The organism is Bartonella sp. MF74HXZ, from assembly GCF_042194445.1.
Lineage (GTDB): Bacteria > Pseudomonadota > Alphaproteobacteria > Rhizobiales > Rhizobiaceae > Bartonella > Bartonella grahamii.
Genome location: NZ_JBHIMW010000003.1, coordinates 34,918 through 61,548, shown reverse-complemented (window position 1 = coordinate 61,548; position 26,631 = coordinate 34,918). Strand labels below are relative to the sequence as shown.

The 26,631-nt window shown below is 34.9% G+C and carries 24 protein-coding genes; 8 read left to right on the top strand and 16 right to left on the bottom strand.

Features of this window, described 5'->3' with window-relative positions; all coding sequences use genetic code 11:
* Positions 1-103 precede the first annotated feature (103 nt).
* The gene (locus ACFIJ8_RS03035; RefSeq protein ID WP_375638982.1) at positions 104-463 is read left to right on the top strand and encodes a hypothetical protein; all 360 of its coding nucleotides are present in this window, start codon (positions 104-106) and stop codon (positions 461-463) included.
* Positions 464-836: 373 nt separating this feature from the next.
* Here ACFIJ8_RS03035 and ACFIJ8_RS03030 read toward each other — a convergent pair whose 3' ends face one another.
* The 3 genes from ACFIJ8_RS03030 to pcsA are packed head-to-tail and all read right to left on the bottom strand — an operon-like array spanning position 837 to position 3,131.
* Positions 837-1,250, bottom strand: a complete 414-nt coding sequence (locus tag ACFIJ8_RS03030; protein ID WP_375638981.1) for a DUF6163 family protein — start codon at positions 1,248-1,250, stop codon at positions 837-839.
* Positions 1,247-2,293: an enoyl-CoA hydratase/isomerase family protein gene (locus ACFIJ8_RS03025; RefSeq protein WP_273787965.1), complete on the bottom strand. Its 1,047-nt coding sequence runs from the start codon at positions 2,291-2,293 to the stop codon at positions 1,247-1,249. The genes ACFIJ8_RS03030 and ACFIJ8_RS03025 overlap by 4 nt, the downstream gene beginning before the upstream one ends.
* A 28-nt stretch (positions 2,294-2,321) precedes the next feature.
* Complete coding sequence (pcsA, locus tag ACFIJ8_RS03020; protein WP_375638980.1) at positions 2,322-3,131, bottom strand: phosphatidylcholine synthase; 810 nt, start codon at positions 3,129-3,131, stop codon at positions 2,322-2,324.
* 182 nt (positions 3,132-3,313) lie between these two features.
* Between pcsA and ACFIJ8_RS03015 the strand changes: the two genes are divergently transcribed.
* The 4 genes from ACFIJ8_RS03015 (at position 3,314) to sodC (ending at position 6,501) form a co-directional block, all read left to right on the top strand.
* Positions 3,314-4,540 (top strand): UbiH/UbiF family hydroxylase, encoded by a 1,227-nt coding sequence (locus ACFIJ8_RS03015; RefSeq protein WP_273787967.1) that lies wholly within the window; start codon positions 3,314-3,316, stop codon positions 4,538-4,540.
* Between the two features lie 542 nt (positions 4,541-5,082).
* A complete protein-coding gene (locus tag ACFIJ8_RS03010) occupies positions 5,083-5,427 on the top strand; it encodes a hypothetical protein (protein ID WP_015856389.1) in 345 nt (114 codons plus the stop codon).
* Entirely contained in the window at positions 5,405-5,761 is a 357-nt protein-coding gene (locus tag ACFIJ8_RS03005) for a hypothetical protein (protein WP_375638979.1), read from the top strand. The genes ACFIJ8_RS03010 and ACFIJ8_RS03005 overlap by 23 nt, the downstream gene beginning before the upstream one ends.
* 212 nt (positions 5,762-5,973) lie before the next feature.
* Entirely contained in the window at positions 5,974-6,501 is a 528-nt protein-coding gene (gene sodC / locus ACFIJ8_RS03000; protein WP_375638978.1) for a superoxide dismutase [Cu-Zn] SodC, read from the top strand.
* A gap of 558 nt (positions 6,502-7,059) precedes the next feature.
* On the opposite strand, the gene ACFIJ8_RS02995 is transcribed toward sodC, so the two are convergent.
* The 10 genes from ACFIJ8_RS02995 to ACFIJ8_RS02950 all read right to left on the bottom strand — a co-directional run bounded on the left by ACFIJ8_RS02995 (position 7,060) and on the right by ACFIJ8_RS02950 (position 17,504).
* Positions 7,060-7,506 (bottom strand): hypothetical protein, encoded by a 447-nt coding sequence (locus tag ACFIJ8_RS02995; protein ID WP_375638977.1) that lies wholly within the window; start codon positions 7,504-7,506, stop codon positions 7,060-7,062.
* Positions 7,507-8,170: 664 nt separating this feature from the next.
* Positions 8,171-8,884 (bottom strand): DEAD/DEAH box helicase family protein, encoded by a 714-nt coding sequence (locus tag ACFIJ8_RS02990; RefSeq protein ID WP_375638976.1) that lies wholly within the window; start codon positions 8,882-8,884, stop codon positions 8,171-8,173.
* 235 nt (positions 8,885-9,119) lie between these two features.
* Positions 9,120-9,473, bottom strand: a complete 354-nt coding sequence (locus ACFIJ8_RS02985; protein WP_375638975.1) for a hypothetical protein — start codon at positions 9,471-9,473, stop codon at positions 9,120-9,122.
* Between the two features lie 54 nt (positions 9,474-9,527).
* A complete protein-coding gene (locus ACFIJ8_RS02980; RefSeq protein WP_375638974.1) occupies positions 9,528-10,760 on the bottom strand; it encodes a site-specific DNA-methyltransferase in 1,233 nt (410 codons plus the stop codon).
* A 57-nt stretch (positions 10,761-10,817) separates the two neighbouring features.
* Entirely contained in the window at positions 10,818-11,219 is a 402-nt protein-coding gene (locus ACFIJ8_RS02975) for an SUF system Fe-S cluster assembly protein (RefSeq protein ID WP_273787976.1), read from the bottom strand.
* On the bottom strand, positions 11,212-12,456 hold the full coding sequence (locus tag ACFIJ8_RS02970; protein ID WP_375638973.1) for a cysteine desulfurase: 1,245 nt from the start codon (positions 12,454-12,456) through the stop codon (positions 11,212-11,214). Before ACFIJ8_RS02970 ends, ACFIJ8_RS02975 begins: the two co-directional genes overlap by 8 nt.
* A gap of 10 nt (positions 12,457-12,466) precedes the next feature.
* Complete coding sequence (sufD, locus tag ACFIJ8_RS02965) at positions 12,467-13,729, bottom strand: Fe-S cluster assembly protein SufD (protein WP_273787978.1); 1,263 nt, start codon at positions 13,727-13,729, stop codon at positions 12,467-12,469.
* Between the two features lie 11 nt (positions 13,730-13,740).
* Positions 13,741-14,496, bottom strand: a complete 756-nt coding sequence (gene sufC, locus ACFIJ8_RS02960; protein WP_015856380.1) for a Fe-S cluster assembly ATPase SufC — start codon at positions 14,494-14,496, stop codon at positions 13,741-13,743.
* A 158-nt stretch (positions 14,497-14,654) separates the two neighbouring features.
* Positions 14,655-16,166: a Fe-S cluster assembly protein SufB gene (sufB, locus tag ACFIJ8_RS02955; protein WP_015856379.1), complete on the bottom strand. Its 1,512-nt coding sequence runs from the start codon at positions 16,164-16,166 to the stop codon at positions 14,655-14,657.
* A gap of 192 nt (positions 16,167-16,358) precedes the next feature.
* Entirely contained in the window at positions 16,359-17,504 is a 1,146-nt protein-coding gene (locus ACFIJ8_RS02950) for a cysteine desulfurase family protein (protein WP_273787979.1), read from the bottom strand.
* 161 nt (positions 17,505-17,665) lie between these two features.
* Here ACFIJ8_RS02950 and ACFIJ8_RS02945 point away from each other — a divergent pair, with 161 nt between their 5' ends.
* The 3 genes from ACFIJ8_RS02945 to ACFIJ8_RS02935 all read left to right on the top strand — a co-directional run bounded on the left by ACFIJ8_RS02945 (position 17,666) and on the right by ACFIJ8_RS02935 (position 20,587).
* Positions 17,666-18,346: an alpha/beta hydrolase gene (locus tag ACFIJ8_RS02945; RefSeq protein WP_015856377.1), complete on the top strand. Its 681-nt coding sequence runs from the start codon at positions 17,666-17,668 to the stop codon at positions 18,344-18,346.
* Between the two features lie 315 nt (positions 18,347-18,661).
* A complete protein-coding gene (gene tyrS, locus ACFIJ8_RS02940) occupies positions 18,662-19,915 on the top strand; it encodes a tyrosine--tRNA ligase (RefSeq protein WP_375638972.1) in 1,254 nt (417 codons plus the stop codon).
* Between the two features lie 186 nt (positions 19,916-20,101).
* Positions 20,102-20,587 (top strand): peroxiredoxin, encoded by a 486-nt coding sequence (locus ACFIJ8_RS02935; RefSeq protein ID WP_375638971.1) that lies wholly within the window; start codon positions 20,102-20,104, stop codon positions 20,585-20,587.
* Between the two features lie 336 nt (positions 20,588-20,923).
* On the opposite strand, the gene prfB is transcribed toward ACFIJ8_RS02935, so the two are convergent.
* The 3 genes from prfB to ACFIJ8_RS02920 form a co-directional block, all read right to left on the bottom strand.
* Positions 20,924-22,052 (bottom strand): peptide chain release factor 2 gene (gene prfB / locus ACFIJ8_RS02930; RefSeq protein WP_015856374.1). Its coding sequence is split into 2 segments (ribosomal slippage): positions 20,924-21,982 and positions 21,984-22,052, totalling 1,128 coding nucleotides; the frame shifts between segments, so codons are not numbered across the junction.
* A 169-nt stretch (positions 22,053-22,221) separates the two neighbouring features.
* Positions 22,222-24,687, bottom strand: a complete 2,466-nt coding sequence (locus tag ACFIJ8_RS02925; protein ID WP_375628429.1) for a penicillin-binding protein 1A — start codon at positions 24,685-24,687, stop codon at positions 22,222-22,224.
* A 168-nt stretch (positions 24,688-24,855) separates the two neighbouring features.
* Positions 24,856-26,085: an N-acetylmuramoyl-L-alanine amidase gene (locus ACFIJ8_RS02920; RefSeq protein WP_273787983.1), complete on the bottom strand. Its 1,230-nt coding sequence runs from the start codon at positions 26,083-26,085 to the stop codon at positions 24,856-24,858.
* Between the last annotated feature and the right edge of the window lie 546 nt (positions 26,086-26,631).

Below are 26,631 nucleotides of genomic sequence, written 5' to 3'. Positions count from 1 at the left end.
ATGTGCAATATTTTAAGTTAAATAAAATACTTTTAAATTTATCCTTTATTTTATTTCAATTTTGACATATTTAGTGCTTTTTTATGTCGAAAATGAGGCTTTTATGTATAAGAATTTTAAGCGGGGTGTATGTATTGTGGTTTTAGCGGTTTCCTTGACAGCATGTGGAGGGCGTTTAGAAAAAAACATTTCAACGACAACAATACATGACGGATCAATGAGTTGTGCCGATATTCAACGGGAGTTTTTGGCTAATAAACGTCAGATTAATGATACAATTGCAGAGCGTTCTAAAGCAAGAAATAAAAACGTGGCCTTAGCAGCAGCAGGTGTTGTATTTGTACCTGCTTTGTTTTTTATGGATGTAAAATCAAGTGAAAGTAATGAAATTTCAGCTTTAAATAATCGTAATGCTGTTTTGAGTGATCTTGCACGTATAAAACGTTGTAAAATAGTACAGTAATTTTTATTATTTATACGACGTAATTTCATTACAACTATTTTGGTCTTTAAGGAATATTCCTTAAAGACCAAATATTTTAATACGCTGTTCAATTATATCGCCATTACCATAATTTTGTTTTAAATTTGTTTTAAAAGTGAATTGTACGATTACAAATGTGATTTATGTTTTAAAGTAGGGTTTCTTTTGTTTTTCTGTATCACATTATCGCATAATATATATTATGGAACTTTATGGAAAAAGTATATCTAGCATTAGCACTTTGAGGAACGTATGTTTGAAAACTGTGGTGAGCTACTTTTAAAAACTTGATAATCTTTGAAGTTAAGTATGATTGAAAATCGAGCCTGTTATTCTGGCTCGAAAATTTCAATCACGATGTTTTTTTATTTTTTACTCTTTTTAAAAAAATCATCACAATTTGTAGTATTATGAAAGCTAAAAACAATATTCCATGAAATAATGGTACAAATGGCTGATAAATAAAATCAGAATAATATATTGTTATTGCTTCAATCAATGCTGCAATACACCACACAATGATACCCCATAACGAATACATCCAAAGTCCAACTAAGGCAATAGGATAGAGAATAGCCAATATAGCTGATGCAAATTGCCACTGCCAAGGCATAAGATCAAAACGCCATAGAATACCTGGAAAAACACCAACAAGGCGTATCCAATAACAAATACCTAGGACTAAGCAAATGAGTGCCAAAAACCGTAAATAACAGTTATAAATTAAATTGATTTTTGAAATCCGTTTGTGAGAATTATTTTTCACAATAATAACTCTTGCTCAACAGGTTGGAAGTAAGAATCTACCATTTCATCTGTCACATTTGAAAGTTTATCTGGCTGCCATTGAGGTCTTTTATCCTTATCGATTAACATAGCACGTATACCTTCATGAAAATCATGTGAATTAATCATATGATGTGCAATACGGTTTTCAATTTTCATACAATCTTCCAACGTTTGAGATGAATTTTGTTTCATTTGTTTCCAGATAACTTTTAAACTTATCGGAGAACGTGACTGCAAAATATCATAACATTCTTTAGCAAATAAAATACCTTCATTACTTTTTTTATGTAGCAACTCAAGACATTCTTCTAAGGTATGGGCACTAAAACAAGTGTTAATAATACAACGTATTTCATGACTCGTTTCATAGTCTTTTGTAATTGCTCGCTCGTTTAAAGCTAAAGTAGGATCTCCTTGCTCAATAATAGCTTTTCTAATCATATCGAATTCAATTTCAGCAACGGCGTGTGTTGCTAATCCTAAATTTAAGCAATCTCCCCACTTTATGCGTGCGCCCGTTAATGCAAGATAGATGCCAAAATGATTGGGAAGAGATGGTAAGAAAAAACTTGCACCTACATCTGGAAAAAATCCAATTGCACCTTCTGGCATAGCAAAAACTGTATTTTCTGTAACAATTCGATGTGAACCATAGAGAGAAATACCTACCCCTCCTCCCATCCAAATACCGTTTAAGAAAGAAATGTAGGGCTTTGAAAAATGTTTGATATAAGCATTTAAACTATATTCATCACTAAAGTATTGACACGCAGAGGCACTTTTCCCCATATGATAGATTTCTACAACATCTCCACCAGCACAAAAAGCACGCCCCTCCCCTTCAATTAAAACACAAGAAACATTATCATCTGTTTCCCATGTCCTGAGAGCTTTTTTTAAAGCTGAAACCATTCGTTGATTCAGAGCGTTTAATACTGAAGGGCGTGTGAGCTTTATAATACCAGCACGCCCTTCTTTCGTAAAAGAAATATCATCATCTGCTCCAAAATCAATTTGCATCTTACACCCTTCTTAAAACAACTATTTATTATTTTTTTATATTTTTTGCCCCAAGTTGAGGAAATATTTGCATGATTGCGCCAATACAATATATATAAATTCCTGTTACTGAAATTCCTATTTTAACCCAATAGGGAGCCTCTAGTTGATAAAAGAATGCAGAAACACCAAAAAAACACCATAAGAGAAAAATTGGAAAATTAATTCTGCGTAAACGAAGGACTCTTACTGGATGGATAAAATAAATTGGCAAAAAAGATATAATCGCCGATAAAACAATAATGATAAAAGTAATCCACTCTCCCGGTCTTACGACAAAAAGCGTAAAAATCATCATATTCCAAACAACAGGAAATCCTTTAAAAAAGTTTTCTTTGGTTTTCATGCTAGTATCTGCATAATAAATAGCAGATGAAATAACAATAATTGCACTCAATGAAAACGATAACCCTATCCCCATAAAACCACTTTGATAGAGTGCAAAAGCAGGAATTAAGACATAAGTCACGTAATCAATAATATTATCTAACAGCTCTCCAGACCATGTTGGAAGAACGTATTTAACATCAAGTTTGCGTGCAATTGGTCCATCTATACCATCAACGAGAAGTGCAAGCCCAAGCCAACAGAACATAGCTGTCCATTCTTTTTGAGAGGCTGATATAAGAGAAAGAAACGCTAAAAATGATCCCGAAGCTGTTAGTAAATGAACAGAAAAAGCCTTTGCTTGTGGCATTGTTACTTTTTTATGGCGTAATAATTTAGCATTTGTTTTAATTTTCTTTGTTAGTTTACGTTTCAAGGTTTTCTTATCCTCGTTTTTAAAGTCTTCAACCATCTATCAATACGCCATTTTTTACCGATGATATAACCCAGCATTTAAAAAAATCATAAAAAGGTTACTTTTTTATATCGCATTATTTATTACATACTATAATAGAAGAGCTTCATATAATAAAAAGAGAGTGATCATTTGGAAATGTTAAAATATTTTCTCAATGGACAAAGGTTCAAATCGTTGTGATATTTGAAAAGAAAGAGCATAAAGATATTGCTGTTATTGGTGCAGGTCCTGTGGGAATGTTGTCCGCACTGAGTCTTGCACATGAGGGGTTTTCTGTTTTTCTTGTTGGCCCCCCTGCTCATACAGATGAGTTACGGACAACTGCTCTTATGATGCCTGCAATACGAATGCTTCAAAAACTCAATATTTGGAATAATATTCAAAAATATGCTGCTGCTTTATCCTACATGAGGATTGTAGATATAACTTCTAGAATTGTGCATGCTCCTACGGTGCATTTTTCTTCTGCTGAAATTGGTGAAAAAGCTTTTGGCTATAATATACCTAATGTAAAATTGAACAGTGCTTTAGTCGATGCTATTACACATACGCCCAATATTACAAGATTTGTTTCGGCAGCCAAATCTTTTCATCACACAAAAAACCATGTATGTATTACTCTTGCTGATCATAGAGTCATTCAAGCTCCACTTGTTGTTGCTGCTGATGGACGTCACTCTCTTGCACGTGCCGCAGCAGGAATAAGTGTCAAACAGTGGAATTATCCACAAAAAGCACTTGTTCTCAACTTTTCTCATGAGTTTTCTCATCAAAATACATCAACCGAATTTCATACAGAACATGGTCCATTTACACAGGTTCCTTTACCAGGGCGAAGATCTAGTCTTGTATGGGTTGTTCATCCTTCTCGTGCTGAGGAATTGTTGAATATAGAACCAAAAGAAATTGCAAAAATGATCGAAAACCAAATGCAATCAATGCTTGGAAAGCTACGCTTAGAAACATCAATTCAAGCATGGCCGCTTTCAGGACTTCTTTCTCATCATTTTGCTGCTAATCGAACAATTTTAGTGGGTGAAGCCGCTCATGTTTTTCCCCCTATTGGAGCACAAGGATTGAATTTAGGATTCCGTGATGTCCAAACTTTGATTGATATTTTACCCAATAAAATGTCCAACTCTAACTCTGAAATGATTGTTGCGCATTATAACAAATGCCGCAAACCAGATATATTAATCCGAAGTGGAGCTGTTCATACACTTAACTCTGCTCTACTTTCTCATATGTTGCCTGTTCATATGATACGAAGCGTTGGGCTTGGTTTGTTACATAGTTTTTCACCATTACGTAATTTATTTATGCGCGAAGGAATGTATCCCGGTTATGGATTCAAGGAAATTATGCAAATATTTCCAACAAAATCATCTAAACAGCTCTACTGAGCAATAATGGATAATAACGTAAAATAAACAAATAATAATAAGTCAATAAGGTATCAATACCACAGAAAAATTATTTCTATTTGAGTTTTTGTAATAAAACATGTAAAATTAGTAGTACTATACATCATTTTTTATTAAAAATTATTATATATATTTAGCATACTAATATAAAATAAGAAAAAATAATTATAATAAATATATTTCTTATAGTTTTGTATGAAATATAAAAATTACAGATAAAAAACTAATAAGCATAATAATTAAGTTAATTATAGACTACAGATGGAATTGTAAAGATATCTTGCTAAATCATGTCTGTTAAATTTTACACTATAAAGCAAATAAAAAATAATACCATTTTGAAATAGTTATTTTATAACATTAATTTTAATAAGAAAATAAATAATAAAAAACATTTTTATTTAATCAATAGAGTTTCAAAACTTTTTATCATTAAGTATAATATTAAAAATAAAATCATCTTGGGAACTTGTTAGTAACACAGAGGTTAATGAAGTGTTGTTTCAACAAATGGTGACAAGATGAAACTAAATAAATTTTTGAAATTAAGTATTTTTTTTATAATGATTGTATGTGTCTCGTTGACAGTCACTACTTCAATCAGTGAGGTTTTTCATCTTCCTTATTGTCAAGCCTTTACCTATAGCTCTACTCAAAATGTCACTAAAATAGGTCAGAACTCATTTACTGCTTCACAAGTTAAAAATTGTCTTATGCAAAATGGTTTTGAGAATATTAAACGATTGCGTTTAGATGACAAAGGCATCTGGCGTGCTTTAGTAAAATTTAAAAAGTCCCATTTTTTCGTATCCGTTGACTATTCAGGAACAGTTAGCATTCAAAATGAAAGAAAAAAATATGATTGATTTTAAAACTTACAGTAACGTTTCTGTTCATAGCTGTAAGGAAAAAAAATTAAAAAAGTGCTGCCATTTTATTAAAGAATTTGCTTTCATTGGCGGTTTAAATGGTAGCATATCAGGAGCTATCGCAGCAACTCTTGCAGCTTATGGTTATATTGCTCTTCCAGGATTTGGTCCAGTTATCGCAATGGGTATAGGAGTAGCACTTTCTGCCGGAATGATAATAGGAACACTGATAGGATCAGGAATGGGAGGAAGTGTCGGTATATGCTGTATTTTATGGGAAATTTATATGAATCATAATAATTCTTTCTCTTATAAATTTCATAATGAATAAAAATTTTTCGTCATTTTTTCTATGAAAAATAATTAAGTCATCAACAAATTATATGTTCTGTTTTTGATGAAATGATTATCGTATTATAAATGAAATAATATTTCTATGTAAATTATTTTTCTTAAATTTCAATTTAATGCAATCATATATATTTAATAATATAGATTATTTTTATAGATAAAATTTATTTAAATATAATTATAAGGTATTTTATGAAAAAAATATTATTATCATTATTGATTTTTATGGCATTTTTAATTCATAAAAATTCTGCATTAGCACTATCAACACAAGTAAATATTTATAAATTAGAAGATAATAATTCCAAAAAGGCTATTGGTAGCATTAAAATTGAAGAAAACACATACGGTTTGATTTTCATCCCTAATTTATCTACTTTATCAGAAGGGATGCATGGTTTTCATGTACATGTAAATCCTTCATGTGATACAAAAGATGGCATAATTGGTGGAAGCGCAGGTGGACATTATGATCCGGAACATACCGGAAAACATTTAGGACCTTATAATGTCAATGGTCATCTTGGTGATTTACCAGCACTTTATGTTGATAAGCAAGGGTATGCTATGATGAGCGTTCTTGCTCCACGATTAAAAAAAATCTCTGAAATTAAAGGGCACTCTTTAGTCATCCATTTAGGAGCAGATAATCAATCAGACGAACCATTACCGCTTGGCGGAGGTGGTGCGCGTTTGGCGTGCGGTATTATTGAAAAATAAAGAGAATATTGTGGCAAACTGTGTGAATATTTTATAAGAATAAAGTTTTTTGAATGTTTAATTTGGATAACAAAAAACTTAATAATAATCAAAACGAATAACAATGGAAATTAAAGAAATAGTGGTATAAATTCTCCGTAAGAAGACTTCAATATGAGGAAGTAATATTTTCAATGTTTGATGTAAAAAAAGCAAGAAAATTGAATTTCACTTTCTAAAATATCAAATTTGTAATAAATTATAATTATTAAGTCTAGTATCTAATAGAATTACGCCCCACGTACAAAATAGAACGGGTCTAAAACAGAATTTTTACTCTTCCCCTACTCAAGCCCACTCATGAGATGCACGCAAACAATTTTGATTGATACAATATCAATATAAGGTGGTTTTTAAAGATTGAATGCTAGGATATTTACCTCCCTCATTTAAGTTTAAAACAAATGACTCATTATCATTATAAATCAATATAATAAGTCAAATAAAATAATTAGAGTAATTTTTTATCACTCTGAAAATAAGGGCTTTTAAACAATAGAGTCTTTTTTAAAATACCTCTCATGGATACATATGATCCCAATCTAGTGGACGCATCTCGCCAGTTTGATAAAATTGACGAATGAGCTTAATATAATCAAGAAAGTCTTTGTTTTCCTCCACTAGTCTATTAGCAGTATCCCAGTCAATATCACTACGTTCTTTGGCAGGAATTAAAATCTCACTCTCGGAAGAGTTTTCCTTATTAAGTCTTATAAATCCAACTCCATGCAAACTTGAAAGCATTCGAAGCTCTTTTAATGTATCAACTCCTTCAATTTCACTAGCAACTAAATAACTCAAATTAGCCCATGACGAATTACTAACTGTTTGAAAAAATGCTTTTCGTAAATTTGAATGATTGATGAGAATTTTTACTTCAAAAGACCAAAGTTTCGTTTTTTTATCAAAATATTGCAAAACACAATCTTTGATTTCACGATTCCATTCACTGCTTAAATCTTGCATTCCTACGAGATCTGGATAAAGCCATTTATTTCCGCCTGCACCATGTTTATTACGAGAACATTTCTCATTAATGCGTTTGCTATAAACTGCAAATTCTGACCATAAAAATTTAGATAATAATGGATAAAGATCATGCTCTTTAACAGAGCCATCTTCTGTTCTACTCTTTGCATTGTCCTCTACTGCATCAATTTCAGCACTATCTGTTTGTTTAGTAAAATAATATTGCCGTGGTCGTCCTTCAGTGGTTTTAATTTCTGAATAACGTTTTTGTAACTGAGGGCGTCCTGCTCCTATTTCAGCAACAATTTGCTGAATAAGAGCTGCATCACTATTAAGGGGAGTAATTATTGCCCTTGAATGCTTTTGTTTTTGACGGCATTTTTCTGGGTAATTTTCAAATATCCATTGAGCAATAGTATAAAGATTCGTGACATCCCACCCCTCCTTTAATTTATTAACGTGAATAACAATTTCTGTTGGTTCATGAAAATCTTCAATTGCAATAAGCTTTTGAATATTTTTCCCTTATAGGTACATGAAAAAAATTATCTGATTCCAATAAATTCCGTAGTTTTTGTGCATGAATTGCATCTTGAGCGATAACTAAAATAAAAGGCTTAATGAACTTTTTGTTATAGGCAACTAAATCTGTTTTCACATTTTAATGGGCATGAATTGCATCTTGCAATTTGATATGTTCTAATTGCTCAAATGTATAATTTTGAGGTTGAAAATCTTTATGTGTAGCAACAGCAGGCTCTTTTACAAAACCATCCCTCATAGCCTCTGCAAGTGAATAGCTGTAAACAACATTTTTAAAATCTACAGGTTTTGCACCTATTGTTTTTGGTGTCGCTGTAAGCTCTATTCCTAAAACAGGTTTTAACTCATTAATTGCCGTCGCACTAGCGCAAGCACGATAACGGTGTGCTTCATCCATTAACAAAACTAAATCAGGAAGATTTGCGAGATAATCAAAATAACTTTCGCCAATCGTTTCTTGCAAGCGTTTAATTCGTGGAATACTGGATTTTAATGCACCTTTTTTGTTATCTGTTGTATTAATTTTAGAAATATTAAAAATATTGATAAAGGCTGTATCCTTACTCTCAAACAAACGCTTTTGTCCTTGAAAGTGCTGATCATCAGTGCGAATACCTTTACCACTTTCATAATCGTCACCTGTAATAATAACAGGTCTATTTGCAATGAATTCACTTATTCCACTAAAGACATACTTTGGGCTTTGGAGACTAAAATCCTGTTTTAATTTTTCATAAATAGTTAAATTTGGAGCTAAAATAAAAGAATGGCGACTGCGACCTGTTAAATAAAGATAGCTGATAAAAGCACCCATAAGTCGCGTTTTTCCCACACCCGTTGCTAAAGCAAAACAAAAAGAAGGAAAGTTTTGTTCAAAATCTTATACAGAAGGATAAAGATTTTTTATCACTTCCAACTCTGCAACCAAATCAGCATTTTTAGAAAGCTCTATATTTTTTAAGATTTTTACCAAAATATTTAAAGAATCACGTTGAGGATTACACAACGATAAGCGAGCAGAAATCCTTTTTTCAACAGTGTTTATGAAAAACTCCGCTTTTTATATATTATTCAAATAGATCTAATTCTTTTTGTGCAATATCTTTATCTTTGTTGCTTTCTTTTACCACAATCATTGGTTCAAGATTGGCTATATTTAAACTGTAATCATCCCTTCCCCATTCGCATTTTTCTAATACTGCACGGGGAATTTTAGTGAGTGTTAGATTTTCAAATGATGCTGATTTTGTATCAAATGCTGTACAACAAATCAGCAAAGTGCGATGAGAGCCTACCTCTTTACTTATAATACGGAGGTGTTCATGAGTCATAGCGTTTGTTGTGACATAAATATAATCTGTCGCAGTTGAATACCCTTGCATCCAATAATGATTTTCATCAGGTGCATAGGTAAACCCCATATGTTTGCACATTGCTTCTGAAAGCATCGCAGCATTATATTCGCGACTAATAATCTATTGTCCCCATGGATCTTTTTGCAACAGAGAAGGTGTAAGGCGATAATAACGGAATCCCCCGCCACCTTGCCAATTGACACTTTTGGAAATTCCCCCTTGATCAGTTCCATCAATGACTTGTTTTAAACGAGGGATAATATGGGTGTGACAATGTTCACCAAGTTCAATCATAATCCACTTTCTTCCCATTTTATGAGCAACAGAACCGGTCGTGCCAGAACCAGCAAAAGAATCCAGTATAAGATCACCGGGGTTGGTGGCAAGTTGAATGATGCGTTCCATTAACCGTTCCGGTTTAGGAGTTGTAAAGACATTATCAGAATTAAAAACTTTGACTTCTTTTTTGGCATCTTGATTGTGCCCCACTTCTGTATAGGGCCAAATCGTCATTGAAACCGTACCATTTTTTACTTCTGATAAAAAACGCTTCAGAGAAGGAACATTGCTTCCTGTTGGACCAAACCAAATACGATTATCTTTTAATAATTCAAAGAACTTTTTTTCATTCATAGCCCAACTTCTACCATTAGGGGGCATCACCTTGCGTCCAGAAGGTGTGATGATTTCATAAATATCCTTAAGCGTCACTCTTTTTACGGATAAATCTCCAGATTTCCAAGGGCCGCGAGGATCATTATCAGGATTTTTATAGCGCGCATCCATATCGCTTGAACGAGGAAGCAATTGAGGACGCCAAAACATTTTATCTTTGGCATAAACCATTATAAAATCATGGTTATCAGAAAGCCATTTTGTATCATTTTGTGGAGCATATTTCTTTTGCCAGATAATATTGTTGATGAAATTTTGGCGACCAAAAATTTCATCCATCACCACTTTAAGATAGGCTTGTTCATCATCATCAATGGAAATCCAGATACTTCCATCATCCGCCAGTAAATGATGTAACAATTCTAGCCTGTCTCTCATAAAACTTAGCCATATGGAATGCTCTAAACCATCTTCATAATGTTCAAAAGCATTACCTGTATTATAAGGCGGATCGATATAGATACATTTTACCTTGCCTGTATATTCTTTCTCAAGTGCTTTGAGTGCGAGTAAATTATCACCAAAAATAAGTTTATTATCAAAAATATCCTGAGATGATATTTGATGTGAGGCATGATAAGATTTTTCACGATCTTCTAATAAGATATGAGTTTTTAGTTTGGGACGTTTCTCTTTTCCAATCCAGTTAAGTTCTAATTTTTGTTTATTATGATGCATGTAATCGTTTTTAAATCCAAATGTTTGAGAAAAACGATGCATTCACGAACAGTATTGTTAGTACCATCCGACAGCAATTTGAGCTTCTTCTGACATACAATCAGGTGTCCATGGTGGATCAAAAGTCATAGTGACTTCAACATACGAAACCCCTTCAACTGCACTGACTGCATTTTCTACCCACCCCGGCATTTCACCAGCAACAGGACATCCCGGTGCTGTAAGAGTCATTTCAATTTTTACTGAACGATCATCTTCAATATCAATACGATAAATCAGTCCAAGCTCATAAATATCAGCAGGAATCTCTGGGTCATAAACTGTTTTGAGAGCAGCAATAATATCATTCGTCATACGATCAATTTCATCTGCTGGAATTGCTGATATATAAGATTTTTTATTTTCGCTTACAGTTTCAACAGATTCTGTAGAATGACGCTCTTCAATTGATTCAGCCATTAAAAAATGTCCTTGTTTCTTTCAATGCTTCTACTAATTGATCTACATCTTCTTGAGTGTTATACATGGCTAATGATGCCCGACAAATAGATGTTAGACCAAAGCGCTGTAATAAAGGCTGTGCACAATGGGTTCCCGCGCGTATTGCAACTCCTTTTCTATCAATAAACATAGCGATATCATGGGCGTGAATCCCTTCAATTGTAAATGATATAATAGCTCCTTTATTGGGAGAATGACCATAAATACGCAATGACTCAACCATTTTAAGTTTTTCCTGCGCATAAGCTAAAAGGGACCTCTCATGGGCATGAATCGTGCTACGACCTTTCTCTTGTATATAATCAATAGCTGCAGTTAATCCAATAGCTTCAACAATAGGAGGAGTGCCTGCTTCAAAACGGTAAGGAGGAGCATTATAAAAAACCTTATCGGTTGTTACCTCCTCGATCATTTCCCCTCCCCCTTGAAAAGGACGCATTTCTTCTAGTCTATCTTCCTTACCATACAAAACACCAATACCGGTGGGACCATAAAGCTTATGACCTGTAAAGACATACCAATCACAATCGAGATCTTGCACATCAACGGTTAAATGTACTGCTCCTTGAGAACCATCAACAAGAACAGGAATAGAATTTTGATGTGCGAGTTTAATAATCTCTTTAACAGGAGGTACAGTTCCTAATATATTGGACATATGCGTAATAGCAACAAGCCGCGTTTTTTTGCTTAAAGCCTTTTGGAAATCTTCAATGTGCAGAACACCATTTTCATCGACAGGAACAAAAATAAGTTTAACACCTTTTTGTTCACGGAGAAAATGCCAAGGAATAATATTTGAATGATGTTCCATGATCGTTAGAACAATCTCATCACCTTCTTTGAGTTTGGGCATAGCCCAACCATAAGCAACGGTATTAATAGCTTCTGTTGCATTTTTCGTAAAAACAATTTCTTCAGCTTTTTGAGCATTTAGAAAAACACGAACGGTTTCACGAGAATTTTCATATGATTGTGTTGCTATATTGGCTAAAAAATACATTCCCCTATGCACATTAGCATAACTATAATGATAATAATTATTCATTGCATTGAGTACTGACACTGGTTTTTGGGCAGAAGCACTACTATCAAGATATGCTAATCGCTTTCCATAAACTTGATGGTGCAAAAGAGGAAAATCACGCCGAATTTCTTCGACATTATAAGTAAATGTTTTTACGTTATTTTCCATTTTTTCTACCTTAAACATTTTTTTCAAGCCATTTACTAATGATATTCTCCAAAGCAATTTGAATATTATCTTGCTTGATCTCATCAATGAGCTCAGAGATAAATCCTTTAATCAAAAGTGCACGAGCCGTTTTAAATGGGATACCACGCGCCATAAGATAAAAAAGATAATCATGATTAATATTAGCAACTGTTGCACCATGACCGCATGCAACATCATCAGCAAAAATCTCTAGTTCAGGCTTTGCATTAAATTCTGCATCATCTGAAAGAATAAGGCTATTACAAGCCATGCGTGCATCTGTTTTTTGCGCTTTTTGAGACACACGTATTATTCCTTGGAAAACACCAGCAGCCTTATCTGTAACCACATTGCGTATAATTTCACTTGATGTTGATTTTTCTTCCACGTGACGAACAGTCATTGTTAGATCACTATGTGTTTGTCCTGATAATAAATTTATAACGCGTAATTGAAAATCAGATTCTTCTCCCTGTAATTCAATATCGACTTCTTGGCGATTTAATTGGCTCCCTATATTAATGACATAAAGTGATAACTTCGCTCTTTGATCAAGAACAGCACAAAATCGACCAAATTGTGTAGAATTAAAATCACGATTGCGAATGAGAATCCATGTAACATCACTATCAGCAGCAACATTTAATGAAAATATTGAACTGACAAAGGTATCTTTATCATTGCCAATCTGATGTTCAATAAACGTAACTTGACTATTTTTATCAACTTTTATATCCGAAAAAATATGAGATTGTCCCCCCATTTGTATATTTTGTAATTCAATGGGTATATTTAACTTTGTATTTTCAGGGATGTGAAAAAGCCAACCATCTGTAACAAAAGCTGTATTTAACTGTCCAATAAAATCCTCATCGGAAATGTTTTGATTTATCTGTACAGAATTATCTTCTAATGCATCTGAAAGGCGTTTTACTGTAATATTATCTACCTTTGACTCTATCGATGTTTTTCCATTGTTTATGGAGAAAACAGCACTTTCTGAAAGCAAAGCATCAACCAATTGATTGTTTTGAACTTTTGAAAAATTGCTAATAGACTTCAGTAAGGTACGCAGATTGGTATAATGCCAGCTTTCGATTTTACGGGAAGGAAGCTGTGCCGTTTGAAACTGCTCAATAGTTTTCTTGCGGATTTCCTGTACAGCTTTATTACCAGGTAAGTCGTTTACACACTGATTGAAATTACTGAGTATATTTTCTTCAACTGCTAACAAGTTTTGTTGTGTATTCATATTCAATAACCTCAAACCGCTTCCCTGATAAGATCAGCATACCCATTTTGCTCTAAATAAAGCGCTAAGGATTTATCTCCGCTTTTGATAATTTGTCCTTTATAAAGAACATGTACCGTGTCAGGAATAATATAATTAAGCAGCCGTTGATAATGGGTAATCACCAAAAATGAACGTTTTGAATCCCGAAGTTTATTAACACCATCTGCAACAATTTTTAATGCATCAATATCTAAACCAGAATCCGTTTCATCTAAAATGCAAAGTCTAGGTTCAAGAAGTGCCATTTGTAAAATTTCAGCGCGTTTTTTTTCTCCACCTGAAAAACCTACATTTAATGGACGCTTTAGCATATCCATATCTATTTCAAGTTTGGCTGAAACTTCTTTAACACATTTTATAAATTCAGGAATTTTAAGCTCTTTGTCACCACGCGCTTTGCGTTGAGAATTCATCGCAACTTTTAAAAATTCCATCGTTGCTACCCCTGGTATTTCCATTGGATATTGAAATGCAAGAAAAACACCATATGTAGCACGTTCTGCTGGATCCATTTCTAAAAGCGATTTTCCATTATAGAGAATATCTCCTTCTGTTATTTCATAATCATCACGACCAGCAAGCAAATAAGACAAAGTTGATTTTCCGGCTCCATTTTGTCCCATGATAGCGGCAACTTCTCCATCTTGAACTGTCAAGTTTAAACCACGAATAACTTCTGTATCGGTCCCAGCAATACGGGCGTGCAAATTTTTTATCTCTAACATAATTTAATCCTGTTTTGGCTGTTTTTCAGATACCAATGCGTATTATTTTGCCTTAGCATCCATCTACTTTTGTAATTACCATAGAGGTCATTTTTAGCATTATTTGCTACTGTTACAGCCCTTTTACATCAAGTCTTCTATTTATCTAATTCAATAAATTATCCAACACTACCTTCAAGGCTGATACCAATAAGCTTTTGTGCTTCGACAGCAAATTCCATGGGAAGTTTTTGAATGACCTCTTTTACAAAACCATTTACAATTAATGCGATAGCTTCTTCTTCGGGAATTCCTCTCTGCATAACATAAAAAAGTTGGTCATCAGAAATTTTTGATGTTGTGGCTTCATGTTCAAACTGAGCTGTTGCATTTTTTGCTTCAATATAAGGGACTGTATGCGCACCACAATCATTTCCGATTAACAAACTATCACATTGCGTAAAATTACGCGCATTTTGTGCTTTTCGATGTGCTGTAACTTGTCCTCGATAAGTGTTATTTGAAAAACCTGCAGAAATGCCCTTGGAAATAATACGACTGGATGTATTTTTTCCCAAATGAATCATTTTTGTACCAGAATCAATTTGTTGATGACCGTTTGCAACAGCAATAGAATAAAATTCTCCACGCGCATTATCACCACGGAGTAAGCAGGATGGATATTTCCAAGTAATCGCAGAACCAGTCTCAACTTGTGTCCATGAGATTTTAGAGCTATCACCTCGACAATCTCCACGCTTCGTCACAAAATTATAAATACCGCCCTTTCCATCTTTATCGCCAGGATACCAGTTTTGTACTGTAGAATATTTAATCTCTGCATTTTTAAGGGCAATAAGTTCAACGACAGCCGCATGAAGTTGGTTTTCATCACGTTGGGGTGCTGTACACCCTTCAAGATAAGAAACATAGGAATCTTCAGCGGCGATAATCAATGTTCGTTCAAATTGGCCAGTGTTGCGTTCATTAATCCTAAAATAAGTTGAAAGCTCCATAGGACAACGAACCCCTTTGGGAATATAAACAAATGAACCATCTGTAAAGACAGCTGCATTTAAGGCTGCATAATAATTATCACTTATAGGTACAACTGTTCCTAAATATTCCTTAATAAGCTCAGAATGTTCAATAATCGCCTCTGAAATAGAACAAAAAATCACACCAGCACGTGCCAGCTCTTTTTTGAATGTTGTTACAACAGAAACAGAATCAAAGACTGCATCAACAGCCACCTGCCCCGATACAGACATACTGTCATCGAAAGTAGAGGGATCAGACTGTTTTCTTACTCCTGCCAAAATCTCTTGTTCTTTAAGGGGAATGCCAAGTTTTTCGTACGTTGCTAATAACTCAGGATCCACTTCATCCAAAGATTTTGGTCCTGTATGATTTTTTGGAGCAGCATAATAATAAAGCTCCTGAAAATCAATTTTAGGATATTCAAGACGCGCCCAATGAGGCTCTTGCATTGTCAGCCAACGTCGGTAAGCTTTTAAGCGCCATGTTAGCATCCATTCAGGCTCATGTTTTTTAGCAGAAATAAATTTGATAATATCTTCATTTAAGCCTTTTGGAGCTTTATCTGTTTCAATATTGGTTTCAAAACCATATTTATATTGGTCAACATCTATTTCACGTACTTGGCGTATTGTTTCTTGTACTGCCGGCATCAATTTTCTCCATTTTTTGGCGTCAAAAACCGGTAACTATTGGCGTCAAAAACCGGTAACTAAAAATCTTGTTTTTTTACAAGATTAAAGTAGCAAGTTATTTCCTAGGCTATAGGTAAAGTGCAAAAATTTCAATCAAACTTATCTTATTTTTAAAATAATTCTAATTTTATAACTTTTTGATGATAAATCTTACTCTTTTTTCCTGCTTATAATTTGAGAAAAAAACGATAGAAAATCATCAATATCCTCAGAAGTCGTGTCCCGCCCTAGCGAAATGCGAATGGCACCATTTGGAACATGATACCCCATTGCCTCCAACACTTTGCTTTGTTTTACTTTTCCCGAAGAACAAGCAGAACCGGATGATATAGAAAACCCTTCTAAATCAAAAGCAATTTGCATCGTTTCAGCTTTTATATTTTTCACGGTAAAGTAAGTTGTATTTGGCAAACGTTGAACTCTTTTGCCAAAAATTTCAACATTTTTACTTATTTTTTGTAGTCCATCTTCTAATTTATTGCGTAAATATATTAACTGTTTTATTTCTTCCTGTGTGAAACAATCAGCCATTGCTGCCCCAAAAGCAGCAATAAGGGGCAGTGCTTCTGTTCCTCCACGAAGACCTTTTTCTTGCCCTCCCCCAATAATAAGAGGTTGTGGCATAAGAAGATTACCACATGAAACAAAAGCACCTATTCCTTTAGGACCACCAATTTTATGTGCAGACAGTATAAAAAAATCTCCTCCTAGCTGATTAATATCCACGAAATTTTTATCGACATATTGTGTCAAATCAACAATAAGAGTACCTCCTAAATCCCGAACAATAGCGGCGATTTCTGTTAACGGTTGAATAACACCCGTTTCACTATTTGCAGCTTGAATAGCAACAAGAGGTAAACCTTTTGTTTTATCGTGAACCGTTAAGAGTGATGTTAATTTATCTTGTTGAATGAGCCCATCTTGATCAACAGCAATGACGCTTATCAATTCTTTAGAAAAACGCCCTCCCTCTGCAACAGAGGGATGTTCAGTCGCTCCAAGGTAAAGATGAGAAAATTGAACTTTTGCATTCCCCATATTGTAAAAGGGTGTTAACAAAGTCATCGCTGCTTCACTCGCACCAGAGGTGAATACCACGTGATCTGGATCTGTTTTAAGATTTTCAGCGATTTGTCGACGTGCCTTTTGCAACAAGGTTTTAGCCGCACGCCCTTCCTTATGAACCGATGATGGATTACCAAATATCTCTAAAGATTCCACTAACGCCATCCGTGCCATTTTTTTGAGCGGTGTTGTTGCGTTATGATCAAAATATCGGCGTCTTATAACCATTTTACATCGCAATCATTAATCTTATGAATTGATTAAAAAAATAGCGCAATTTTCTTGAAAAGTGCACTAAAAAAAGAATATCTAATAATTATTTAAGAGATTCTATGGTAAAAGTCGACCAAGGTCAATGAAAGCCTTTTATTGCATTTAAGGAGCATTTTATGCCAGAAATTATTTTTAACGGTCCCGCGGGTCGGCTCGAAGGGCGTTATCAACCTTCACAACAAAAAAATGCACCCATTGCGATCATTTTGCATCCTCATCCCCAATTTGGTGGAACTATGAATCATAAAATTGTCTATGACCTCTTTTATATGTTCCAACAACGTGGCTTTACAACTTTACGTTTTAACTTTCGTGGTATTGGTCGTAGTCAGGGTGAATTTGATTATGGAATAGGAGAACTTTCAGATGCTGCTGCTGCTCTCGATTGGGTGCAAACACAACATCCAGACTCTAAAAATTGTTGGGTAGCAGGATATTCATTTGGAGCATGGATTGGTATGCAGCTTTTAATGCGCCGACCGGAAATTGAGGGATTTATCTCAGTTGCCCCTCAGCCTAATGTTTATGACTTTTCATTTCTTGCACCTTGTCCATCTTCTGGACTTATCATTCATGGCGGTATCGATAAAGTTTCCCCCCCAAAAGATGTTCAAATACTTGTCGATAAATTGAAAACACAAAAAGGAATCATCATCACACAAGAAATATTAGAAGAGGCTAATCACTTTTTCAGTGGATGTCATGAAGAACTTATTGAACGATGTGCCCACTATTTGGATAATCATATCACCAATGAACTTCTCGCTCCTCCTCCTGAAATACTTTCACTAACTTAGGAAAACACGATAGATTTATAAAAAATCAGAAAAAGTCGTCTTTGATCATAACAAAGTAATTTTTTTAGTCCGTACTTAAAACTTTTCTAAATTTTATTCTAGGATAGAAATGAGAATAACAGAATGCCTTTTTTCTATCACCGAGAAGTCTCTTTTTTAACGTAAAAAGGAAATAATACCTGTATTATTATCTTTATATTATCAATATGTCTCTTTCTCTTGTGATGTGTGCATCAGTTATGGTAGATAACGCTCCATTATATAAACACCTATTATATGAAATGAATGTACTCTTAAAATTAGGAAATTGAATCTGTGTTTGCCTTTAAATCTGATTTTTTACAAATTATGAGCGAACGTGGTTTTATCCACCAAATTTCAGATGAAAAAGGCTTAGATGATCTTTTTTCAAAAGAAACTGTAAGCGCTTATACTGGATTTGATCCAACAGCATCGAGTTTACATGCTGGAAGTCTTCTTCAGATTATGATGCTTTATTGGTTACAAAAAACGGGTCATCGTCCCATTGCTTTAATGGGCGGAGGGACCGGATTGATCGGTGATCCTTCCTTCAAAGATGAAGCGCGACGTCTTCTGACACAAGATGATATTGCTGCAAATATTGATGGTATTAAAAAGGTATTTGCTAACTATTTGACATTCGGTGACCGAGAAACTGATGCTTGTATTGTGAATAATGCTGAATGGTTATGCAATTTAAACTACTTAGAATTTTTGCGTGATGTAGGAAAACATTTTTCTGTCAACCGTATGTTGTCATTTGATTCTGTCAGACTCAGACTTGAGCGTGAGCACTCTTTGTCATTCTTAGAGTTTAATTATATGATTCTGCAAGCTTATGACTTTGTTGAACTTTATAAACGTTATGGGTTGCGTATGCAAATGGGGGGCTCTGATCAATGGGGCAACATTATTAACGGAATCGAATTAGGGCATCGTTTAGGAACACCACAATTATATGCGTTAACATCACCATTGCTGACAACCTCTTCCGGTGCCAAAATGGGTAAATCATTGAATGGGGCTATATGGCTGAATGCGGATATGCTGTCACCTTATCAATTTTGGCAATATTGGCGCAATATAGAAGATGCTGATGTAACAAGATTTCTAAAGCTCTATACCCCATTGCCAATGGATGAGATTCTTAAACTTTCTGTATTACAAGGGACAGAAATTAACGAAGCAAAAAAAATTCTTGCAACAGAAGTTACAGCAATGTTGCATGGACGTGCTCTTGCAAATGCAGCAGCAGAGACTGCTCGCAAAACGTTTGAAGAAAAAACTTTGGGAGAAAATCTTCCAACTGTTGAAATTAATGCCTCAGAATTAAAAAAAGGTGTTGGATTGCTCACTCTTTTAGTACAAGCAGGACTCGCTAAATCTAATAGTGAGGCACGCCGACACGTTCAAGGTGGAGGTGTACGTGTAAATGATCAAATTATTGAGGATGAAACACATCTTATTATTGAAGGGGATGTCAGTGCAGAAGGAATCATTAAGCTTTCTTTCGGTAAGAAAAAACATGTTGTGATAAAACCAGTATAATCTTTTGTTGTTTTGTTTATGTTGTTCACGCCGATCTTGTTCTTTCAATCCAATCTTTGTGATAGAGCAAGTTTTGTTAGGAAAATAAAGGTCTCTTAAAAACAATAATATTCTAGAGAGTTGAATAGTTCTTTTCTTCTGTGTACTCTGATATCTTATACTTATTACACAAGAAAGATGAAAACAATGACAAGATCAATGAAAGGTGCTTTTGCTCCTGATTTTAATTTGCCTCGCGATGGAGGAGAGACAGTATGTCTTTCTGACTTTAGAGGAAAACCTGTTGTTTTATATTTTTATCCAAAAGATGACACCAGCGGTTGCACAAGCGAAGCACTTAATTTCACAAAATTAAAGATGAAATTTGATGAAATCGGTGTTGCTGTTATTGGAATCTCTCCAGATAATGTAAAAAAACATGATAAATTTAAAGTAAAATATGAACTTGATGTCATCTTGGTTTCTGATGAAGAAAAAACAACCCTCGAAGCTTATGGTGTTTGGGTTGAGAAAAGCATGTATGGACGCAAATATATGGGTGTTGAACGGAGCACTTTTTTAATTGATGCAAATGGAATAATAGCAGAAGAATGGCGCAAAGTAAGCGTATCTGGGCATGCTGAAAATGTTTTAGCTACTGCAACACTTTTACATCATAACGGTAACTTATAAATTGAGTGTTTTATTTACCTTAAAAAGCAAAAGTCATCCTCCGAATTGATTTTAGTTTTTCAATGGATTCAATTTTTATAATATATTGATTTATAAGGATAATGAATTGTTTTATATTTATATTAGTCCTCCGAATATCGCAAATTTTTCTTATTTCAGCTTTCTATCACTTGCAATATCATAAGCAGGATTGGCGTGTGAGAAAAAATTGAAGAAAGGAACAAGAAAATTCCTCTTTGAACCTTTAAAGTATTAAGAACTATCGTAATATCACAACATCAATAAAACAAACAACTTAAGAAAAAAATCTACATGGCTTGAAGGAAGGATATATAATTAACGAATATCCTCAATTTCTTTGTCTTGTCCATAAATGCGCCGTGCGAGTGCTGCCTCTATAAATGCATCTAAATTACCATTCAGTACGGATTGTGGATCCGTATTTTCAATCCCTGTACGCAAATCTTTGACAAGCTGATAGGGTTGAAGAACATAAGATCTAATTTGATGTCCCCATCCGATTTCTGTTTTAGAAGATTCAGCAGCATTGGTTTCTTCTTCTCTTTTTTTAAGCTCTTCTTCATAAAGCCGTGCACGCAACATCGACCAAGCCGTAGCGCGATTTTTATGTTGAGAACGCTCTGTTTGACATTGAACAACAATACCCGTTTTTATATGTGTGATGCGAACAGCGGAATCTGTCGTGTTAACATGTTGTCCTCCTGCTCCTGATGCACGATATGTATCAATACGCACATCTGCCTCTGAAACATCAACTTCAATATTGTCATCAATAACTGGATAAACCCAAATGCTTGCAAAAGAGGTATGGCGCTTTGCATTCGAATCAAATGGAGAAATCCGAACCAAGCGATGAACGCCTGATTCTGTTTTTAACATTCCATAAGCATTATGCCCTTTTACAAGAATAGTCGCTGACTTTATTCCTGCTTCTTCTCCATCATGAATTTCTAAAATTTCAACCTTCATTTCATGCTGTTCAGCCCAGCGCATATACATACGTAAGAGCATAGAAGCCCAATCTTGGCTTTCTGTTCCCCCTGCTCCAGCATGAACTTCTAAATAGGTATCATTCGGATCCGCCTCTCCTGAAAGAAGTACATCAATTTGCCTTTTATCTATCTCATTTTTAAGATTACGTATTGAATTTTCTGCATCAGCGATAATTTCAACATCACTTTCTTCTTCGCCCATCGCGATAAGCTCAATGCATTCTTCAAGTGTTTTTGTAAATGATAAAAGACCATTGATTGAATCATCAAGACGTTGACGCTCACGCATCATATCCTGTGCTTGTTGTGCATCATCCCATAATGACGGATCTTCCGCTTTTTGATTAAGATATTCGAGACGTTTTAGTGATTGATCCCAGTCAAAGATGCCCCCTTAGCAATTGAATTGCTTTCTGGATTTCATCAACTAATGTTTCTATTTCTGCTCGCATAATTTAACACCGTATTTTTTAACACTCTTTCTGGTTATGTCTCTAGAATTTTATACAAATTTGATAGCTGCTGTGAGGGAATAGCACGGACTTATCATTCTATTTACAGGACCGACACTGTAAAAAAAAATAAAAACTATAGACTCATGGCGAAAGGAGATTTTGTTGATTAATACAGCCCACCTGTCCCACTTTCAAGGGCTTTATTGACTTGTGGAGAAGTAGTTACTGCAGGAACACCTTCTTGAAAAGAATTTGTACTCCCAATAACTTGATATATATCAGCAGGACCAGTCCCTGGTTTAAATGCTTCTATAATGACATCTTGATCTCCTCTTTCCGCAAGCATTCCTGTTTTCCGATTAATTGGCATTAAAATCATACCCTTTGGCATCTTAAAGGGAACATCTGGCTTTCCTTTAAGAGCATTTGCCATAAACTCACCAAAAATAGGTGCAGCTAATGAACTTCCGGTTCCATTATATCCTAATGGAGCAGGTTGATCGTAGCCGATAAAAATACCAACGACAATGTCAGGAGTAAATCCCATAAACCAGACATCTTTAGAGTCATTGGTTGTCCCTGTCTTAGCGGCAATATGTCGATTAAGATAACGTAGACGTGCTGCAGTACCACGCTGAACAACCCCTTCCATCATGGAGGTAATCTGATAAGCTGTCATAGGGTCAAGAACTTGATCTCGCTCATCAATCAATGTGGGTTCACGTTGATTATTCCATGAAGGCGTATTACAATTTTCACAAATACGATCATCATGACGATAAATTGTCTTTCCATAACGATCTTGAATTCTGTCTATCAGAGAAGGCTTAATAGAGCGTCCCCCATTGGCAATAACTGAATAAGCTGTAACCATTCGTAATACTGTTGTTTCACCAGCCCCTAAAGCCATGGGAAGATAAGGCTGCAATTTGTCCACTATACCAAAGCGTTCTGCATATTCAGCGACAAGAGGCATTCCCATATCATTGGCAAGCCGTATTGTCATAAGATTACGAGAACGCTCAATACCATAACGCAACGTTGAAGGTCCTGCAAAGGTACCACCATAATTTTTGGGTTGCCAAACTTCCCCATTATATTGACGAACTTCAATGGGGCCATCTAAAACAACGGATGCTGGTGTATACCCGTTATCAAGAGCTGCTGCATAAACAAAAGGCTTAAAAGCAGACCCCGGTTGGCGATAAGCTTGGGTTGCACGATTGAATTCAGATGCAGCAAAAGAAAATCCTCCCACCATAGCAAGAACGCGCCCTGTATGAGGTTCCATAGCAACAATTGCACCTTCAACCTTTGGAATTTGTTGTAAACGATAAGTGTTGTTTGTATTGGATAGTTTTTCAACAAAAATGACATCCCCAACTTGCAGAACATGAGATAAGTTCTGAACAGTTTTTCGATAACCATTTTCTTTTACAACATGGAGTGCCCATTTTGAATCAGATTCAGATAAAACAGCAATTTCCCGTTTTTTTGATAATATACCCGAAGCTTCGCGCTGTGGCTGCAAACCAATCTCTACTTTATTGGGATTAGCAGAAAGAACAACAGCTAAACGCCATTCAGGAACATCACTTAGCCCCGTGATATTTGCAAGTTCTATCCCCCAATCACCTTTTTCATCGATATGCGCATAAGCTCCACGCCATCCTTGCGAATGATCAAATCTAATTAATCCAGCGTGCAAAGCACGTCGCGCAATAAGTTGTAAATGCGGATCAAGCGTTGTACGAATGGAAAGCCCACCTTCATAAAGTGTCTTAGCCCCATAGCGATGTATTAAACGACGGCGCACTTCTTCAGTAAAATAATCAGCCGCAAAAACATAGCTATCACTCCCACGTATTGTCGCTCCTAAAGGTTTAGCTTTCGCTTTTTCACCTTGTTCACGCGTTACATATCCATTTGCAATCATCCGATCTATAACCCAATTGCGCCGATCAATAGCACGTTGTGTATTCTTAAATGGATCATAATTTGCTGGCCCTTTTGGAAGAGCAGCCAAATAAGCACATTGTTCTAGCGTCAGATCATTGACGGATTTATTGAAATAGGTCAAAGAAGCAGCTGCTATACCATAAGTACCACGACCCAGATAAATTTCATTGAGATAAAGTTCGAGAATATGATCCTTTGAATAAGTTTTCTCAATACGCATTGCTAAAATAGCTTCCTTAAATTTACGCTCTAACGTTGTTTCTGAACTTAAAAGAAAGTTTTTAGCGACTTGTTGCGTTATAGTTGATGCACCCTCTGGGCGTCTTCCAGAACCAATGTTACGAATATTATTGATCAAAGCTCGAGAAAGTCCTTCGGGATCTAAACCAAAATGATGATAAAAGTTTTTGTCTTCAGCCGAAATAAAAGCATTTATAACAAGCTTTGGTATTGATTGAATTGGTAAATAGAGGCGATGTTTTGTTGCAAACTCTGCCATAAGACGGCCATCAGAAGCATGGACGCGGGTCATTACCGGCGGCTCATAAAGTGAAAGAACTTCATAATCAGGGAGTGCATTTGCTTGACCACTGGTCATAACACCCCACGTTATTGCTCCACAAAGTCCAATAGCAACAAAAAAACGAAGAAGATATCTTAAAAAAATCATCATAAAAACGGCTATCGCTTTCTTAAGAATTAATCAAAGAAAAAACACGTTACTTCAAACACACCAAGCGGATATCACCACAAGATTGAGATCAAGAGAAATTGTTTTCTATCTTTTATTTATACTAAGGTACACTAGAACCCCATATTGATACTCTATTTTCTCACAAATTTAAAGAGGCTGTATCATTTTCTGCCTATAATGAGCAAATTGACGAATAGAATGAGCAATAGAGGCTGCCATTTGTTTTCTCCAATGAGGATCATTTAATAACTTTTCGTCCTCTTTATTGGATAAATAACCTATCTCTATCAAGACGGAGGGTATATCTGAAGCTCTTAAAACTTGAAAATTAGCATACCGATGTGGGTTATTAATCAAGTTAATATGATTCTTTGATAAACTTGAAATAACACTATTTGCAAAATTAACCGAAAATGTATGTGTTTCACGTCGTGTAAGATCCATCAAAATATCTGTAACTTCGAGTGTTTCATCTGCAGGCAAACCATCCAGCAAATCAACTTTATTTTCATTTTCAGCTAAAGATTTTGCAATGTCATCAGAGGCTTTGTCTGATATGGTATACACTGTAGCGCCGCGAAGAGAATGTAGATCAATCGTATCTGCATGAATAGATATAAAAAGATCAGCATCGAACTCTTGCGCTTTTTTAACTCTTTCACTTAGTCTTAAAAAAATATTGGAATCTCGCGTTAAAGCAACAGTAATATGAGAATCCTTTTGTAATTCGTCTCGCAATGCACGCGCAAAGTCTAAAGTCACATCTTTTTCTAAAACTCCAGTAACACCCCGTGCACCGCCATCAATACCACCATGACCAGGATCAAGAACAACACGGAAATTATATGCTGGCATTAACTGCGTTTTTGTATCAAAATTGGTTTTTTGCTGTTTTTTTAATATTTCATCAAATTTTTCTAGTGTAGTTTTACGAATATCAATCAGCAACTGCCATAAACCATTATTTAATTTTTTTACGACACTTTTTTCAATTACAAAGGGCGTTTTACTTGTCAAAATAATGCGTGAAGTCTGCATGTCAGAAAAAGCATAACGCACATCTGAAAGCATAACGGATAATGTATTCTGTTTCTTTAAAGGCGTATTTTGCATCGAAAAATCAATTGTAGGTAAATTGATCACCAACCGTGCTGGCCTGTCCAAAATCTGTAAACGAACATTTGGTTTTGAATTGAAAACCGCAATAATACGCGTATGAACACTATCACCAATGGTTCGAAAATTAATAAGTCTCAGAGGATCTGCGGCTTGAACACTGGTTTGGAATAGCAAAAATAATAATAAAAAGTATGTGACAAGCACAATAACATTCCCATAAGCTATTTTCAGCTTTTTGGTAAAGAAAACTCTTATCATAAGCAAAATACTCTACATTACATTTGTAATAATTTATCTTGGTTATATAAAAACGATACACCAATTTATTCTCTATTTTTCAATAAAAGCTAAATAAACACCCAAAAACGAAATTAAGGTCATTAAAGACATTATCATTATACATGATTTACATTGTTACTTGCCAAACGCATGATATCAACATAAAAGAATATTTATGCTTCCTAGCTGATAATAGTCATCTAAATTATCTGTAACTCATATTAAGTTGTCTTTAGAGGTTTTTTGCCTATTATGCATTGAGACTTTTTTATGGATGAAAAATTTCTATGTTATAACAATTAGGATTGCATTACTTAAGATTCGTTGGTTCGGATATCCGAACTGTTTTAAAGATTATTTTACCGGAGACTTTTAAGAAATATGAGTCATAAAAAACAGATGGAGATAATGATGAGAAATGGTGTAAATGCAGTCATGCCTTTGCACGTGGTGTTCCGTCCTGTTTTTCTGGTACCTCCCTTTTATGGCAGACAGCCTTTTATATTTACGAATAGTTATAGCGTT

Excerpts from the sequence above, each read along its gene's own strand:
- ACFIJ8_RS03035 (WP_375638982.1), top strand. The coding sequence starts at position 104 with ATGTATAAGAATTTTAAGCGGGGTGTATGTATTGTGGTTTTAGCGGTT.
- ACFIJ8_RS03025 (WP_273787965.1), bottom strand. The coding sequence starts at position 2,293 with ATGCAAATTGATTTTGGAGCAGATGATGATATTTCTTTTACGAAAGAA.
- pcsA (WP_375638980.1), bottom strand. The coding sequence starts at position 3,131 with ATGGTTGAAGACTTTAAAAACGAGGATAAGAAAACCTTGAAACGTAAA.
- ACFIJ8_RS03010 (WP_015856389.1), top strand. The coding sequence starts at position 5,083 with ATGAAACTAAATAAATTTTTGAAATTAAGTATTTTTTTTATAATGATT.
- ACFIJ8_RS03005 (WP_375638979.1), top strand. The coding sequence starts at position 5,405 with ATGAAAGAAAAAAATATGATTGATTTTAAAACTTACAGTAACGTTTCT.
- sodC (WP_375638978.1), top strand. The coding sequence starts at position 5,974 with ATGAAAAAAATATTATTATCATTATTGATTTTTATGGCATTTTTAATT.
- ACFIJ8_RS02995 (WP_375638977.1), bottom strand. The coding sequence starts at position 7,506 with ATGCAAGATTTAAGCAGTGAATGGAATCGTGAAATCAAAGATTGTGTT.
- ACFIJ8_RS02985 (WP_375638975.1), bottom strand. The coding sequence starts at position 9,473 with ATGGGGTTTACCTATGCACCTGATGAAAATCATTATTGGATGCAAGGG.
- ACFIJ8_RS02980 (WP_375638974.1), bottom strand. The coding sequence starts at position 10,760 with ATGCATCATAATAAACAAAAATTAGAACTTAACTGGATTGGAAAAGAG.
- ACFIJ8_RS02975 (WP_273787976.1), bottom strand. The coding sequence starts at position 11,219 with ATGGCTGAATCAATTGAAGAGCGTCATTCTACAGAATCTGTTGAAACT.
- ACFIJ8_RS02970 (WP_375638973.1), bottom strand. The coding sequence starts at position 12,456 with ATGGAAAATAACGTAAAAACATTTACTTATAATGTCGAAGAAATTCGG.
- sufD (WP_273787978.1), bottom strand. The coding sequence starts at position 13,729 with ATGAATACACAACAAAACTTGTTAGCAGTTGAAGAAAATATACTCAGT.
- sufC (WP_015856380.1), bottom strand. The coding sequence starts at position 14,496 with ATGTTAGAGATAAAAAATTTGCACGCCCGTATTGCTGGGACCGATACA.
- sufB (WP_015856379.1), bottom strand. The coding sequence starts at position 16,166 with ATGCCGGCAGTACAAGAAACAATACGCCAAGTACGTGAAATAGATGTT.
- ACFIJ8_RS02950 (WP_273787979.1), bottom strand. The coding sequence starts at position 17,504 with ATGGTTATAAGACGCCGATATTTTGATCATAACGCAACAACACCGCTC.
- ACFIJ8_RS02945 (WP_015856377.1), top strand. The coding sequence starts at position 17,666 with ATGCCAGAAATTATTTTTAACGGTCCCGCGGGTCGGCTCGAAGGGCGT.
- ACFIJ8_RS02935 (WP_375638971.1), top strand. The coding sequence starts at position 20,102 with ATGACAAGATCAATGAAAGGTGCTTTTGCTCCTGATTTTAATTTGCCT.
- ACFIJ8_RS02925 (WP_375628429.1), bottom strand. The coding sequence starts at position 24,687 with ATGATGATTTTTTTAAGATATCTTCTTCGTTTTTTTGTTGCTATTGGA.
- ACFIJ8_RS02920 (WP_273787983.1), bottom strand. The coding sequence starts at position 26,085 with ATGATAAGAGTTTTCTTTACCAAAAAGCTGAAAATAGCTTATGGGAAT.